The organism is Ruegeria sp. A4 (assembly GCF_056543025.1).
Genome location: NZ_JBQGAW010000011.1, coordinates 1 through 14,333 on the forward strand (window position 1 = coordinate 1; position 14,333 = coordinate 14,333).

Annotated in this window: 14 protein-coding genes; 7 read left to right on the forward strand and 7 right to left on the reverse strand. The window is 61.7% G+C overall.

All coding sequences use genetic code 11. The features are described 5' to 3' along the window. The coding region (locus tag ACR0E2_RS18965; protein WP_480447588.1) for a GDCCVxC domain-containing (seleno)protein at positions 1-113 on the forward strand (113 nt) is incomplete at its 5' end. Between the two features lie 197 nt (positions 114-310). Here ACR0E2_RS18965 and ACR0E2_RS18970 read toward each other — a convergent pair. Further along, a complete protein-coding gene (locus ACR0E2_RS18970) occupies positions 311-886 on the reverse strand; it encodes a GcrA family cell cycle regulator (protein WP_152457300.1) in 576 nt (191 codons plus the stop codon). A gap of 126 nt (positions 887-1,012) precedes the next feature. On the opposite strand from ACR0E2_RS18970, the gene ACR0E2_RS18975 reads away from it, so the two are divergent. Beyond that, on the forward strand, positions 1,013-1,816 hold the full coding sequence (locus tag ACR0E2_RS18975) for an ABC transporter permease (protein ID WP_152457301.1): 804 nt from the start codon (positions 1,013-1,015) through the stop codon (positions 1,814-1,816). A 75-nt stretch (positions 1,817-1,891) separates the two neighbouring features. Here the strand turns inward: ACR0E2_RS18975 and ACR0E2_RS18980 are convergent, their stop codons facing one another. Continuing rightward, positions 1,892-2,776 carry a DMT family transporter gene (locus tag ACR0E2_RS18980; RefSeq protein WP_171232548.1) on the reverse strand — a complete coding sequence of 295 codons (885 nt, stop codon included), beginning with the start codon at positions 2,774-2,776 and terminating at the stop codon, positions 1,892-1,894. A 273-nt stretch (positions 2,777-3,049) separates the two neighbouring features. On the opposite strand from ACR0E2_RS18980, the gene ACR0E2_RS18985 reads away from it, so the two are divergent. Together ACR0E2_RS18985 and argF are read left to right on the forward strand one after the other, a co-directional pair. Next, complete coding sequence (locus ACR0E2_RS18985) at positions 3,050-4,237, forward strand: acetylornithine transaminase (protein WP_480447529.1); 1,188 nt, start codon at positions 3,050-3,052, stop codon at positions 4,235-4,237. 76 nt (positions 4,238-4,313) lie between these two features. Next, positions 4,314-5,240: an ornithine carbamoyltransferase gene (gene argF / locus ACR0E2_RS18990; protein ID WP_480447530.1), complete on the forward strand. Its 927-nt coding sequence runs from the start codon at positions 4,314-4,316 to the stop codon at positions 5,238-5,240. Here argF and ACR0E2_RS18995 read toward each other — a convergent pair. After that, positions 5,237-5,833, reverse strand: coding sequence for a ferric reductase-like transmembrane domain-containing protein (locus tag ACR0E2_RS18995; protein ID WP_480447589.1), 597 nt, complete (start codon positions 5,831-5,833; stop codon positions 5,237-5,239). The genes argF and ACR0E2_RS18995 overlap by 4 nt on opposite strands. An 8-nt stretch (positions 5,834-5,841) precedes the next feature. Further along, positions 5,842-6,330, reverse strand: a complete 489-nt coding sequence (locus ACR0E2_RS19000) for a peptidase associated/transthyretin-like domain-containing protein (RefSeq protein WP_171117607.1) — start codon at positions 6,328-6,330, stop codon at positions 5,842-5,844. Between the two features lie 216 nt (positions 6,331-6,546). Between ACR0E2_RS19000 and ACR0E2_RS19005 the strand changes: the two genes are divergently transcribed. The 3 genes from ACR0E2_RS19005 (at position 6,547) to ACR0E2_RS19015 (ending at position 9,516) form a co-directional block, all read left to right on the forward strand. After that, a complete protein-coding gene (locus ACR0E2_RS19005) occupies positions 6,547-7,380 on the forward strand; it encodes a phytanoyl-CoA dioxygenase family protein (protein WP_480447531.1) in 834 nt (277 codons plus the stop codon). 119 nt (positions 7,381-7,499) lie between these two features. Beyond that, positions 7,500-8,462 carry a pirin family protein gene (locus tag ACR0E2_RS19010; RefSeq protein ID WP_480447532.1) on the forward strand — a complete coding sequence of 321 codons (963 nt, stop codon included), beginning with the start codon at positions 7,500-7,502 and terminating at the stop codon, positions 8,460-8,462. A gap of 79 nt (positions 8,463-8,541) precedes the next feature. Beyond that, positions 8,542-9,516, forward strand: coding sequence for a 2-dehydropantoate 2-reductase (locus ACR0E2_RS19015; RefSeq protein WP_480447533.1), 975 nt, complete (start codon positions 8,542-8,544; stop codon positions 9,514-9,516). Positions 9,517-9,525: 9 nt separating this feature from the next. Here ACR0E2_RS19015 and ACR0E2_RS19020 read toward each other — a convergent pair whose 3' ends face one another. The 3 genes from ACR0E2_RS19020 to hrpB all read right to left on the reverse strand — a co-directional run bounded on the left by ACR0E2_RS19020 (position 9,526) and on the right by hrpB (position 14,169). After that, positions 9,526-11,001, reverse strand: a complete 1,476-nt coding sequence (locus ACR0E2_RS19020; RefSeq protein ID WP_480447534.1) for an inorganic phosphate transporter — start codon at positions 10,999-11,001, stop codon at positions 9,526-9,528. Positions 11,002-11,090: 89 nt separating this feature from the next. Continuing rightward, the gene (locus ACR0E2_RS19025; RefSeq protein WP_480447535.1) at positions 11,091-11,549 is read right to left on the reverse strand and encodes an NUDIX hydrolase; all 459 of its coding nucleotides are present in this window, start codon (positions 11,547-11,549) and stop codon (positions 11,091-11,093) included. A gap of 166 nt (positions 11,550-11,715) precedes the next feature. Beyond that, positions 11,716-14,169: an ATP-dependent helicase HrpB gene (gene hrpB, locus ACR0E2_RS19030; RefSeq protein ID WP_480447590.1), complete on the reverse strand. Its 2,454-nt coding sequence runs from the start codon at positions 14,167-14,169 to the stop codon at positions 11,716-11,718. Between the last annotated feature and the right edge of the window lie 164 nt (positions 14,170-14,333).

Genomic DNA, 14,333 nt, shown 5'->3' on the forward strand with positions numbered 1-14,333 from the left:
GCAAGTCTTGCGCAGCAGTCTTGAAACCATTGGAAGGGGATTGTTGTGTCTACTGCTCCTATGCAACGGTGCCTTGCCCGCCGATCCAGAACGGCGATAGCTGCTGCGGATGACAAAGCCTGCTTTGTCCGCAAAGCTGACGCTCCGAACTAAAACACCCTCGCAGCATTCAGCGAGGGCGTTTTCTTTGTAAGAACCCGTTACGCCTTGCGTCGCTCTTGACTATGCAACGCCTCCGGTAAGAGGCGTGGCGAAATGCCTGCGCCCTTTTCACGTTCCATAGACATGATTTAGGTTCTTGTGTTCGCAATTACCGCCGACGATCCCTGCGCGAGCTCATCGGCTGGAAGGCCACGCCCACATGCGCCTCGCAATAGGGTTTGCCCGCCTCAACGGGAAGGCCGCAGAACCAGAAATCCTCGGTCGCGGGGTCGCCCACTGGCCATTTGCAGGTCTTCTCGGTCAATTCCATCAAAGTCAGCTTCTTGGCTTTCTTTTCAACCTCGTTGACCTTGGCCAGCGCCTCGGGGCTGATCTCGTTGGCCGATGGCTGCGGTGGCAGCGGCTGACCGGCGGGGATGATCTGACGGCGGGCCGGAACGACCGGTTTCGCCTCGGCGGTCGGGGCCGGGGCCGGACGCGCCGGTTCGGTCTTGGGTGCAGGTTTGGGCTTGGCCTCGGCCTTGGGGGCGGGCGCCGGTTTTTCTTTCGGTTCCGCCTTGGCCGGGGATGCGCCTGCCGTCCGGTTCGATAGGCCCAGGCGGTGCACCTTGCCGATCACCGCATTGCGGGTCACGCCGCCTAGTTCCTTGGCAATCTGGCTGGCCGACTGGCCTTCGCCCCACATCTTCTTCAGCAGTTCAACACGCTCGTCTGTCCAGGACATCGTTAGCCTTTCAAAAGCGGAAAGCGGCCCCGGATTCGGGCCGCCTTGGGAATTCGTCTCAGCCCCCTATTCTAAACACTGCTGCCCGAGTTACAAGCTGTCTTCGAATCAGCTCGAGGGCAAATCATGCAAAATCCCGCAGATCAGACCGCGCGTCGCTTCGGAGCAGTCAACTGGATGGGCCTGTACACGCTGGCGCAGCGCGAAACCCTGCGTTTTCTGGCCGTCTGGACGCAGACGGTTCTGGCACCTCTGGTTACGGCGGGGCTGTTCCTGTTGATCTTCACCATCGCCATCGGACCCAGCCGGCCCGATGTCATGGGTGTGCCGTTTGTGATGTTTCTGGCGCCGGGGATCATGATGATGACGGTGATACAGAATGCCTTTGCCAACACCTCGTCCTCGATGGTGATCGCCAAGGTGCAGGGCAATATCGTTGATACCCTGATGCCACCGCTGTCACCGCTCGAGATTCTGCTGGGTTACCTCGCGGGGGGTATTGCCCGAGGCGTGATGATCGCACTGGTGATCTCGATTGCGTTTCTGGTCTTGCTCTCCATTGCGCCTCAGCACCCCCTGATCGCGCTGACCTTTGTTGTTCTGGGTGGGGCATTCATGGGCGCGTTGGGCCTGTTTGCCGGTATCTTCGCCAACAAGTTCGACCAGATGGCAGCAATCACCAACTTTATCGTCACGCCGCTGGCCTTCCTGTCGGGTACGTTCTACTCGGTCGAGGCGCTGCCGCCCGTGCTGAACCGCCTGACCCACCTGAACCCGGTGTTCTATCTGATCGATGGTTTGCGCTATGGAATGATCGGAGTGTCCGACAGCTCTCCGTGGCTGGGGATGGCGGTATGTACGTTTGCGACTTTCGTGATCGGAGCCATCACCTGGCTGATGCTGCGCACCGGATATCGCCTCAAGGCTTAGCGCGGCCCGGCCATCGCGGCCGGTTGCACGGGCCGGGATGCAGGCGCACCCGCTCCCGCCGTGCGGGGCAGGCTCTCAGGCGCGGCGCCGCACCGCTTCTCGCCAGACCAGGATCAGCCCGCCGGCCAGGATGGTCGCAGATCCGACCAGACTGATCCAGTCGGGGATCACATCAAAGACCGCAAAGTCGTAAAGGGCGGCAAAGATCAGCGTGGCATAGCTGATAGGGGCCACGAAGGATGCATCCGCCCGCGCCATGCCGTTGACGAAACAGGCCTGGGCGCAGGCCATCAGAACGCCGATCCCCACCAATGCCGCCCACTGCTGCGGGGTTGGCATCTGAAAGACGAAGCTGACAGCTAAAGTGGCGATCAGCACCCCCATCGCGTTGTTGATCAGCAGGATCTGCATCGGTGGCTCGCGCCCGGACAGCTTTTTGATGAAAATCAGCTCCATCCCGATCAGCGCAGCCGCCGCCAGCGCCAGAAGGGCTGCGGGCTGAAAGCTGGCGGGGGTCGGGCGAAGCAGGATCATCGCGCCCGTCAAGGCGACAGCCGCCGCCAGCCAGCGCCAAGGACCAACCCGCTCTTGCAGCAGCGGAATGGCCAGCACCATACCAAAGACAGGGTTCAGAAAAGATATGGCCGTCGCATCCGCCATCGGAATGAAGGCAACCGATGCGAACATCAATGTCACCCCCGCCCAGCCAAAACTGGTCCGCCCGACGTGAAGCCCCCAATGGGGCCGCACCAACCGGGGCCGCAGAGTTGCAACCGCCAGCACAATCGCCAGCAGGGCAAACAGAAACCTCCCGTGACTGATCTGCATGGCATGCAAGGGCGGCCCCAACGCATCCGTCCCCAGCGCCTTGGCCAGCAGCGTCGTCGCGGCGATAAAGGCGGTGGCGACAAAAATCAGCGCAGCGGCAAGCGGAGGATTATGGTGCTTGGGTTCGAACATGGCCAAGCGGTGCGCGGTTGCACAGGCTTTGGCAAGGGCAAAATTCGATCCCTGCAAAATACTGGCTTTCCAACCTGCGCAAGCATCGCTATACGGTCGGCCATGATCAAACATGTGCATATCCAACTGCTCCGACGCCGACGCATCTTTGCGTAACCGGCCTGTTTGATCTCATGTGCCCGGCAAATCGGCACAGACCTCACCAAAATTGTTGACGAACAGGGCCTTCGTGTATCACTCACGAGGCTCAAACTACCTGAAAAGGATGATCCCATGATCCCGTCCGTTCTGCCGACCTATAACCGTGCGCCCCTGACATTCGTAAAGGGCGAAGGCGCCTGGCTGACCGAGGCGGATGGCCGACGTTTCCTGGACCTCGGCGCAGGGATCGCCGTGAACGCGCTGGGCCATGCCCATCCGGCCTTGGTGGCCGCGCTGACTGACCAGGCCCATGCGCTGTGGCATGTCTCGAACCTGTACAACATTCCTCAGCAACAGGCCTTGGCTGACAAGCTGGTGGAACACAGTTTTGCCGATACGGTTTTCTTCACGAACTCCGGCACGGAATCCTGCGAACTGGCCGTGAAAATGGCCCGCAAGTATTTCCATGACAAAGGTCAGCCCGAGCGGGTCGAGATCATCACTTTCGACGGTTCCTTCCACGGCCGGTCGTCAGCCGGCATCGCCGCTGCCGGGTCCGAGAAAATGACCAACGGCTTCGGCCCTCTGCTGCCGGGTTTCGTGCATGTGGCATTCGGAGACCTCGACGGCGTGACCGACACCATCACCGACAAGACCGCCGCGATCCTGATCGAGCCCATCCAAGGCGAGGGCGGTATTCGCCCGGTCCCCGACGCCGAACTCAAGGCGCTGCGCCAGATCTGCGACGACAACGGGCTGCTGCTGATCCTTGATGAAGTCCAGTGCGGGGTCGGCCGGACAGGCAAGCTCTTTGCCCATGAATGGGCCGGCATCGCCCCTGATATCATGATGGTCGCCAAGGGCATCGGCGGCGGCTTCCCGCTGGGGGCCGTCATGGCGACCGAGGACGCGGCATCCGGCATGACCGCGGGCACCCACGGTTCGACCTATGGCGGCAACCCGCTGGGCTGTGCGGTGGGCTGCGCGGTGATCGATCATGTGGCAACACCTGCGTTTTTGGAAAGCGTCAACCGCAAGGCGGGCCTGCTGCGCCAAAAGCTCGAAGCCCTGATCGCAGATCACCCTGAGGTGTTCGAAGAGGTGCGCGGATCGGGCCTGATGCTCGGCCTCAAGTGCAAGCCTGCCAATATCGACGTGGTCAATGCGGGCTATGACAACCTCGTCATCACCGTTCCCGCCGCCGACAACGTGATCCGCCTTCTGCCGCCTCTCACCCTGACCGAGGACGATATCGCTCAGGCCATGATCCGCCTCGACAAGACCGCCCGGCAGATCGAGACCCAGCTCCAAACCGCCTGATTTTCATCTTTTCCCAAATACTCCGGGGGTCCGGGGGCAGCGCCCCCGGCAACCGACAGCCAGGAAACGAACCGACATGAACCATTTTCTTGATATCCACAAAACCGATTCCACCGATTTGCGGGCCATGATCGATCAGGCGGGCGTGATGAAACAGGCGCGTTTGGGCCGCCCCAAGGCCGCCCCTGACGACGAACAGCCGCTGAAAGATCGGATGGTGGCGCTGATCTTCGAAAAACCTTCGACGCGGACGCGCGTGTCTTTCGATGTGGGCGTGCGCCAGATGGGCGGGCAGACCATGGTGCTGTCCGGCAAGGACATGCAGCTGGGTCACGGCGAAACCATCGCCGACACCGCCCGCGTGCTGTCGCGCTATGTCGACATGATCATGATCCGCACCTTCGATGAAACCATCCTGACCGAAATGGCCGAATACTCGGACGTTCCGGTGATCAACGGCCTGACCGACCGCACCCATCCCTGCCAGATCATGGCCGACGTTCTGACATTCGAGGAACATCGCGGCCCCATCGCCGGCAAAAAGGTGGTCTGGACCGGCGATGGCAACAATGTCTGCGCTTCCTTCCTGCACGCCGCCGGTCAATTCGGATTCGATCTGACCTTCACCGGCCCCGCTCAGCTTGACCCGGAAGAAGAGTTCATGGGGTTTGCCCGCCAGAAAGGTTCGAAAATCGTGATCGAAAGGGATCCGCACAAAGCGGTGGAAGGCGCGGACCTCGTCGTCGCGGACACCTGGGTTTCGATGCATGATTCCCAGTCGGCCAAGGAACGCCGCCACAACATGCTGCGTCCCTATCAGGTCAACACTGAACTCATGTCGCACGCCAAACCGGATGCGCTGTTCATGCATTGCCTGCCGGCCCACCGCGAGGAAGAAGCGACCTCCGAGGTCATGGATGGACCGAACTCGGTCATTTTTGATGAGGCCGAAAACCGTCTGCATGCACAAAAGGCGGTGATGCGCTGGTGCCTGGGCGTCTAAGGGCGTCGACGGATATCCCACACTTTCAATTTGGCGAGCGTACTTGCGCTCGCCAGAAGGACCAGTGCGCAAAGCGCTGTTTTGGTTGCGATCTCCATCGTGCCTTCGATCAGCATGGCGTGAACAAGGCTGCCGACAATCGTCACCCCGGCCAGTGCGGTGTGGCTCAGCCGCCAAAGACGAAAACGCAGGCGCAGGCGTTTGCGGAAGACCCCTAACAGGGCCGCCCCGAAAGCGGCCCACATGGCAATGACACCCCAGGCCGAGAACGGCGTTGGCGATACGAACAACAACGCATCCACCACATCCGGCGGGCTGGTAAGCCACAACCCCGCGACATGGACCACAATCGCCAGCACCAGGGTCAGGCCGATCCAGCGGTGAATGTGGCGGCTCATCACTGCGGACAGGCCCGGAAGGTTTCTTCCGGCCAGAAGCGGTTGCAGCAACAGCAGGCCCAAGCTCAGAATTCCGGCAAACCCGGCGAGGATATAGGTTGGATCGCGCCACGCAAGATACGGGCTGCCTGCCGCAGCGATTAAAGGAACGGCAAGGGCGGCGATCAGGGTCGCCCAAATGACACCGGTTCGGATCACCGGGATCAGAGCGGTTGCAACACGAAATGCGCAGCCAGTGTCTTGTCTTTGGAACTGGACATCACAGGCCGCAGGAACACGGTTTCGAACGCGCCGCTGTCATAGGCCAGATGCCCGTGCGGTTGACCGAATGCAGGAACGATCTGCGGCATTTCCAGGCGGAATTCACCCTTTTCATCCGTCAAGGTCGCCCCATGGCTTTGCGGGTCACGCTCGTGCCCTTCTGTGGTATGGGCCCAGATCTGAATGCGCTGGCCGGGCAGGGGAGCGCCATCGCCCGCCCGTCGTACGGTGCCGGTCATCCAGAACCCGCCGCCACCGATCCGGTCCACGATTGGCGCACCGGGGCGATAGTTGTTCGATCCGCCCCGCATCGAAGGCGTCGGCGCAATCCCGGCTGCGCGGGCAGGCACCAAAAGCCCTGTGGCGCCGGTCGCCAAAACGGCAACACCTTGGGTGATCAGGGAACGACGGGACAGCAACGCATCTGTCATCGAGAAACCTCCAATACGCGATCCAATCTTGTCAGTCTGCGGCTTCCATCTGAAACATAGCATGTTTCTTTCAAAATCCGAGGCCGTGCGCGGTTGGATCCCCGCGCCCTCACGGTTCTGTGAGTGAATCCGGATCGTCGAAACGAATCTCTTTGACCTCTGGCGGTGCGTGGTGCGATGCTCGGGGCCACCGAACCACATCGGGATGATCCTTCCATGACGACAGCAGATCTGGTTACACAGGAAGACATTGCCGCCTTCCAACGCGATGGCGCTATTGTTCTGCGGTCGAAATTCTCATCCGACTGGTTGTCATTGCTGCGTGCAGGTATCGACGCCGATCTTGACAATCCGACCGATAATTTCACCCGTCATACCAAGGATCCGAACGCCCCGGGCTATTACGAAGACTACTGGGCCTGGAACAAAATCCCGCAATTCAACGAATTCGTTCATAAGTCCCCCTGCGCACCGCTTGCTGCCAGGTTGCTGGGGGCACCGTCCATCAACCTCGTCATGGACAACTGGTTCCTGCGCGAGGCCGGCTCGACCTCGCGCCCGCCCTTCCATCAGGACCTGTCTTACTTCGACTTCGAAGGCACGATGTGTGTCCTTTGGCTGCCGCTGGAACCCGTGACCAAGGAAAACGGCATCGCATTCGTGAAAGGCTCACACCTGTGGGACAAGCTGTTCATGCGGGTGCGGTTTGCCGATGGGCATCCCAGCTATGAGCCCACCGAAGTCGCCGGACTGACCTATCACCCGCCACCCGATGTCAATGCCGACCCCGGCGCGTATGAGTTGCTGCAATGGGATCTGGAGCTTGGGGATTGTATCTTTTTCGACATGCGAACGCTGCATGGCGGGCTGTCCTCGACCACGCCGTCGGAAACGGTGCGGCGCTTCACCCTTCGCATGACGGCACCTGATGGTGTCATCCGGTATCGCGGCGACTGGGCCAAGGACGAGCGTGCGCAGTTCGAGGCGGCAGGCTATGGCGAGGGGGATCGGATTGACGGGCCGTTTTTCCCGCAACTTTGGCCGCGTTGATCGGAACGGCGCCGCACTCCGTCTGTGCGATTGTGCACTTTATGGGCTGCTTTGCGTGGCTATTTCTTACCTGAGTGAAAGCGGGTGGCCTGACCATCTGCAACGAAGGGAGAGCTGAAATGAGTTGGAACCCGACACACAATCCGGACTGCATCTCGGAGAATCCGGCGCTGGACACATTAATCATCCCGCGTGCCCGTGACCTGGGAGGGTTCGAAGTGCGCCGCGCATTGCCTTCGGTAAAACGACAGTTGGTGGGCCCTTTCATATTTTTCGATCAAATGGGGCCCGCTGAATTCATCACCGAAGGCGGCATCGACGTGCGGCCCCACCCCCATATCGGACTGGGCACGGTCACCTATCTGTACCAGGGCGAATTCGAGCACCGTGACAGCCTTGGCACACATCAGTTGATCTATCCCGGCGAGGTCAATTGGATGGTAGCAGGGCGTGGTGTCACCCATTCCGAGCGCACCAGTGACGAAACACGCGGCAGGAAACACAGCCTGTTCGGCATTCAGACCTGGATCGCCTTGCCCGAAGCGCATGAGGATATGGCCCCGGATTTCGAACATCACAAACAGGCCGCGCTGCCGCATATTCAGGATGCAGGCGTCAGTGCCCGATTGATCCTGGGTTCAGCTTATGGTGAGACCAGCCCGGTCACGATGCTGTCCGAAACCTTCTATCTCGACGTGCAATTGGAACCCGGCGCGTCTTTGCCTCTGCCTGACGACCACGAAGATCGAGGTGTCTATGTCACGCAAGGTTCGGTCGAAATCGCGGGTGACAGGTTTGACGAGGGCCGCATGATGGTGTTCCGGCCCGGGGACAAGCTGTCTGTCAAGGCCGGTGCGCTGGGCGCGCGGCTGATGCTGCTGGGCGGAGCGACCCTGAATGAAGACCGCTACATCTGGTGGAATTTCGTTTCGTCTTCGAAGGAAAAGATCGAAACCGCAACCCGTGAGTGGAAAAGCGCCGATTGGGCCAATGGTGCATTTCAACTGCCTCCGGGTGACGATCAGGAATTTATCCCTATTTCCAAAGAGCTTGAGCGCACCAAACCCCGGCTGGCCCGCTAACGCGTGACGTCGGGGGCAAGCGGGCTTGTGTCACAGGACGTTTGCGGTGATCCTTTTCGGGTGTACCGGAGGGGGTATCATGAAACTTGTCCTTGCTGGCGCGGGCAGCATTGGCTGCTTCTGCGGAGCCTTGCTGGCCCGGTCGGGGCATTCCGTGACCCTGCTGGGGCGCGCGCATGTGCTGGACCCGATCCGTGAGCGCCGGCTGACGGTTACGGATTTCGACGGCCTTGATTACACGGTCCCGCCTGAATCTCTGGTGCTCAGCGAAGATCCGGCCTGCCTAGGCCGGGCCGAACTTGTCATTGTAACGGTCAAATCGGGCGCAACATCGGATATGGCCGAGCAGATAGGCGCCTTTGCGCCCCGGGATGCGCCTGTCCTGTCCTGGCAGAACGGGATCGAGGCCACCGAGACGTTGCGCAATGCCCTTCCTGGGCGCGACATACGCGCCGGAATGGTTCCGTTCAACGTGGTGCCGACTGCCCCCGCCACCTATCATCGGGCCACGTCCGGAGAGATCGTCATCCAAAGCGGCGCTGGTGATCTGGCCGCGCAGCTGAGCAGCGCAGACCTTCCCGTCACGTCCAGCGACCAGATCGAAGCCGTGCAATGGGGCAAGCTGGTGATCAACCTGAACAATGCGCTCAATGCCTTGTCGGGCCTCACGCTGGTGGATCAGCTGATGAACCGCGACTGGCGCAATCTTATGGCGGATCAGATGTCCGAGGCGCTGACCGTCCTCAAGGCGGCGGGTCATCCCGTGGCCTCGACCACACCGCTTCCGGCATGGATGACCCCGCATATTCTGCGGCTGCCGACACCGCTGTTCACCCGGATCGCGGCCCGGATGCTGACAATCGACCCGAGCGCGCGAACGTCCATGGCCTATGACCTCATGGCTGAGCGGCAAACGGAAATTGACAGCCTGCAAGGTCACATCATCCGGATGGGACACGAAACCGGAGTGCCGACACCCATCTGCACGCAGGTGTCCGACCTGATCAAACATGCACCCGATCACCCGTTGTCGCCGGAACAGATCAGGCTCTGACGTCATCCCTCAGGCGAACGCGGTCAGCACCCAGTAAATGACGGCCGACATGGTTGCGGCGGCGGGCACGGTGACAATCCATGCGGCCACGATGGTCATGAAATGCGACCGCCGTACCAGCTTGCGCCGGCGGTATTCTTCTGGAGCAAGGTGTTGTGCTTTGCGTTGAAGCTTTCCCTGCTTGCGCCGGCGCTCGGAATCCCACTCGCGGTAGAAGCCGACGCCAAAGACGGCACCAACAGCGATATGGGTCGAACTGACCGGCAGGCCAAGCCAGCTGGCCAGAATCACGGTGATCGCCGCCGACAGGGCGACGCAAAAGGCGCGTATCGGGTTCAGCTTGGTGATCTGGCGGCCCACCATCCGGATCAGCCTAGGGCCGAACAGGAACAGACCGAAGGAAATCCCGAACGCTCCGATGATCATCACCCAAAGCGGGATTGGAACTTTCGCGGCGAACTCTCCGAATTCGGCCGCGTGGACAATCGCAGCCAGCGGGCCGACCGCATTGGCCACGTCATTTGCGCCGTGGGCAAAGCTCAGGAACGTGGCCGAGATCACAAGCGGCAGGCCAAACAGCGTCTTCAGCGACCGGGTTCGGTTCTCCATCCCTTCGGATCTGCGCTTGACCCACGGGACGGTCACGGACCAGGTCAGCAGCCCCACGCCCAACCCGATCAATAGGGCCATCTTGGGATCGATATGCACGATCCGTTGCAGGCCTTTGACGGACAGATAGGTGGCAAATGCCCCCGCCATCACCGCCAAAAGGAAAGGTACCCACTTGCGCGCGGCGGCAATCTTGTCGTCCTGATTCTGGATTTTCGACTTGATCAGCGCCAGAAAAGCCGCGGCAACCGCACCGCCGAGTATCGGCGAAATCACCCAGCTGGCTGCAATTGCACTCATCGTGCCCCAGCTCACCGCGCTCAGGCCCGCTGCTGCAATGCCTGCACCCATCACCCCGCCCACGACTGAATGCGTTGTGGACACAGGGGCGCCGATCCAGGTCGCCAGGTTGACCCACATGGCCGAAGATATCAGCGCCGCCATCATGGCCCAGATGAACACCTCGCTGTTTTGCACCGAGGCGGGGTCGACAATCCCCTTGGAGATGGTCGAGACCACGTCACCCCCCGCAAGCAACGCACCAGCGCTTTCGGCAATGGCGGCAATCACGATAGCGCCGCCCATGGTCAGCACATTCGCGCCGACCGCTGGGCCCATGTTGTTGGCCACGTCATTGGCACCGACATTGATCGCCATATAGGCCCCGAACGCGGCCGCCGCGACCACGACATGGCTGCCATCCGCCCGACCGAACAAGACCGCCGCCGTCAGCCCGGCAAGCGCCATGAAGGCCAGCGCGACCCCCGGTGCCAGCAGGTGGCGCGCGACATGGATGTTGGCGGTTTCGACCCGCGAAATTCGGTGCAGGTCGCTGTCCAACGTTTGCCAGCGTGGTTTCGGATTCGTGTCAGACATGAACTTGGTCAGATATTGAAGGATCGTGCGCCACTAACGGTATCGGGCTGCTCAGGCAAGCTGGGTGCCATCGAAATGTTGCGAATTCCTTACAGTTTGCGCAACAAGTCCTGAAGCTCGGGCTCTTGCACCAGGGTGGCCGCTTCAGCCGGCGAAAACCAGCTGCGCTCGCGCTGGTCGGCCTCGGGAAAGTCATCGGCCAGCGCGCACACCGAAATCCTGTAGACATTGGTCAATACCGGTTGCGCCGATCCGTCTTTGAGGATCTTGTCGTAGGTGAATTGGCCGATGGGTTCATCGTGAACTGCATCCGCGCGCACCCCGGCTTCTTCCCAGGCCTCCTGAAGGGCTGTTTCCGCGCCACTCAAACCATCGATGGGCCAGCCTTTCGGGATGATCCAGCGTTTGGTGTCACGGCTGGTGATCAGCAAGACCTGGTCCTGCCCGTCATAAGTGCGGGTGCACAACGCCGCAAACTGCACCCGTCGGGGGCGCAGGAACAGCGGTCGTCCTACCTCTTCCCAGATATTTTGCAGCCATGCATTCATCAGTTTTTTTGTCGGTCTACTCTATGCCTTCAAAGTTGATTCGACTTAACAACGGAAATAGTGAGTTTCAATTAAACCTTCCAGTTTGGCCGGGTTTGGCCGATTTTTGAGGGTTTTCTGGGTTGTTTTGTGGATTATGGGCAAGGCTCGGGCTTTGCTGATGGCTCTAGTCACGTCTGCGTTTTGCCCTCAGCGTGGGATCAGCCTGGGTCGGGTCTTCGGGCCAGGGGTGTTTGGGGTATTGCGCCCTCATGTCTTTGCGTACATCCGCGTAAGAGCCCGCCCAGAAACCGGGCAGGTCACGCGTTATCTGGATCGGGCGCTGCGCCGGTGACAGCAGAGTGATCTTCAAAGGCTGGCCACCGATCGCCGGGTGTCGGGTCACGCCAAACACTTCCTGCAAACGGACCGAGATTTCCGGCACGGCCGCGCTGTAATCAATTGGCACCTTGCGCCCCAGCGGCGTTTCAAATGACCCCGGAGCGCGCCGGTCCAGCTCCTGCGTCTGCGCCCAGTCCAGCCGCGCGCGCAGGGCGGGCAAAAGGTCGAATTTCTTCCAGTCTTCGGCGCTTTTGACCCCTGACAGCATGGGCAGCAACCAGTCCTCCATGTCGGCCATCAGGCCTGCGACCGAAAAATCGGGCAGATCGACGCCATCGGCGCGCACCAGCTCGACACGGGCGGCCAGGCGCGCGGCGGCACCCTCCGGCCGCAGGCCCAGATCGCGTATCCCATCCAGCATCGCGCGGGCCACGGCGTCGTCCGGGACGTCCTTCCAGATGCGGTCGTCCAATATGATCGCGCCGAACCGCTCTTGCCGCCGCGACACGACGCGCCGCTCGCGTTTGGACCAGGCGCACGTCTCGACCCAGCCGATCTGATCCGCGAACAGATCGCGGATGTCGCGTTCCGAAATCTGGGTGGCCATCCGGACCTTCGCCTCGCGCGGGTTGCCATCCGTGTCGATGACGACCAGAAACGGAGCGCTGGCCAGTGAATCCGCACTGTCCAGAACAACGCCTTTCCCCCCTGACAGCACATAGCGCGGCGCGTCACCCTTGCGCCGCTGCCCGATGCGGTCAGGATAGGCCAGCGCAGCCATGGCGGCGGGGCTCAGATCGGCCGAGTCGCCCTTGACCTGTTTCCGCAGACGCCTGGTCTCGGCATTGATCCGATCCACTGCGCCCATGTTGACCTGCCAGACCCTGTTGCGCTGAAAGGCCCGGGGATCGCGCAGCGCCTCTTGCCGCAGGGTGATATCCACCGGCGCGCCGCGAAGGGGGTCACGCTCGGCCATCAACGCCGCCAACGGGGCGGCCTTCGGACCGGCCCGCACAAGCATGTGCCCCAACCGGGGATGCAAGGGCAGTGCCGCCAGGGCGCGCCCATGATCGGTGATCCGCCCATTGGTATCGAGTGCGCCCAGCATCGTCAGCAAAGCCCGCGCCTCGGCCATCGTCCCCTCGGGAGGTGGTGTCAGAAAGGCAAGATCGGCCGCGTCAGCGCCCCACAGGGACAGCTCCAGCGCCAGCCCGGTCAGGTCCGCCGCTTCGATCTCGGCAGGCGGGTAGGCGGCCAAGGCACCGTCTTCCCCCTTCGACCAGAGCCGGTAACACACCCCTTCGGCCACCCGTCCGGCTCGGCCCGCGCGCTGTGTGGCCTCGGCCCGGGTCACCCGTTCGGTCACCAGCCGGGACATGCCCGATCCTGGATCGAACCGAGCCCGCCGGGCCTGTCCCATATCCACCACGACCTTGATGTCGGGGATCGTCAGCGAGGTTTCGGCAATCGACGTCGCCAGCACGACTTTGCGCCCTTGTTCCACCGGGGCAATCGCCGCACGCTGGGCCGCAAAGGGCATGGCTCCGAACAATGGGCGCACCACGCAACTGTCGGGCAACCGACCGTACAAAAGGCTTTCAGCGCGCCGGATTTCGCCCTCTCCTGGCAGGAAAACCAGAATTCCGCCGCCGGACTTCCGCGTCTCACGCTCGGCCTGCACCACCAGATCGATCAACGCATCCAACCGTCGCGCTTGCGGCCCCATTGGCCGTTCCAGCCAGCGCGTCTCAACCGGGAAGCTGCGCCCGTCCGATGTGACCAGAGGGGCCGCCATCAACGCGCCGACCGGATCCGCATCCAGCGTGGCTGACATGGCCAGCAGGATCAGATCGTCCCGCAATGCGTCGGTCACCTCGAGGCACAAGGCCAGCCCCAGATCGGCGTTCAGAGATCGTTCGTGGAATTCATCGAAAATCACCGCCCCAATTACCGGCAGATCCGGGTTGGATTGCAGCATCCGGGTCAGGATGCCTTCGGTCACCACCTCGATCCGGGTGTCTTTCGACACTTTCGCCTCGCCGCGCACACGGTATCCCACGGTCTGGCCTGCGCGTTCTCCCAACGTCTCGGCCATCCGTTCGGCTGCGGCCCGGGCCGCCAGCCGCCGGGGTTCCAGCATCACGATCCTGCCTTCGCACAAACCCGCCTCGAGCATTGCCAGGGGAACCCGCGTGGTCTTGCCCGCCCCCGGTGGGGCCTGCAACACCGCGCGACCCTGCGCACGCAATCTGTCCAGCAGTTCGGGAATGGCGTCGTCGATGGGCAGGCGTATCGTCATCCGGCTCTTATCCGCGATCATGCAGGTGGCGTCCAGTTCTCGCGCCGCGCGCGTTCTGGTGACACCGGGGCGGCAGACCCAACCCTGAACGACCAAGCAACGCACGAATTGACGCAGCTTTCGCTTTGATCGCATTTCCGGCGACCTGCGGTCTGGACAAACGC

Bases quoted from the DNA above. Each gene is read 5' to 3' on its own strand.
- ACR0E2_RS18985 (WP_480447529.1), top strand. From the start codon at position 3,050: ATGATCCCGTCCGTTCTGCCGACCTATAACCGTGCGCCCCTGACATTC.
- ACR0E2_RS18975 (WP_152457301.1), top strand. From the start codon at position 1,013: ATGCAAAATCCCGCAGATCAGACCGCGCGTCGCTTCGGAGCAGTCAAC.
- ACR0E2_RS19010 (WP_480447532.1), top strand. From the start codon at position 7,500: ATGAGTTGGAACCCGACACACAATCCGGACTGCATCTCGGAGAATCCG.
- hrpB (WP_480447590.1), bottom strand. From the start codon at position 14,169: ATGACGATACGCCTGCCCATCGACGACGCCATTCCCGAACTGCTGGAC.
- ACR0E2_RS19025 (WP_480447535.1), bottom strand. From the start codon at position 11,549: ATGAATGCATGGCTGCAAAATATCTGGGAAGAGGTAGGACGACCGCTG.
- ACR0E2_RS19005 (WP_480447531.1), top strand. From the start codon at position 6,547: ATGACGACAGCAGATCTGGTTACACAGGAAGACATTGCCGCCTTCCAA.
- ACR0E2_RS19015 (WP_480447533.1), top strand. From the start codon at position 8,542: ATGAAACTTGTCCTTGCTGGCGCGGGCAGCATTGGCTGCTTCTGCGGA.
- ACR0E2_RS19000 (WP_171117607.1), bottom strand. From the start codon at position 6,330: ATGACAGATGCGTTGCTGTCCCGTCGTTCCCTGATCACCCAAGGTGTT.
- ACR0E2_RS18970 (WP_152457300.1), bottom strand. From the start codon at position 886: ATGTCCTGGACAGACGAGCGTGTTGAACTGCTGAAGAAGATGTGGGGC.
- ACR0E2_RS18980 (WP_171232548.1), bottom strand. From the start codon at position 2,776: ATGTTCGAACCCAAGCACCATAATCCTCCGCTTGCCGCTGCGCTGATT.
- ACR0E2_RS19020 (WP_480447534.1), bottom strand. From the start codon at position 11,001: ATGTCTGACACGAATCCGAAACCACGCTGGCAAACGTTGGACAGCGAC.
- argF (WP_480447530.1), top strand. From the start codon at position 4,314: ATGAACCATTTTCTTGATATCCACAAAACCGATTCCACCGATTTGCGG.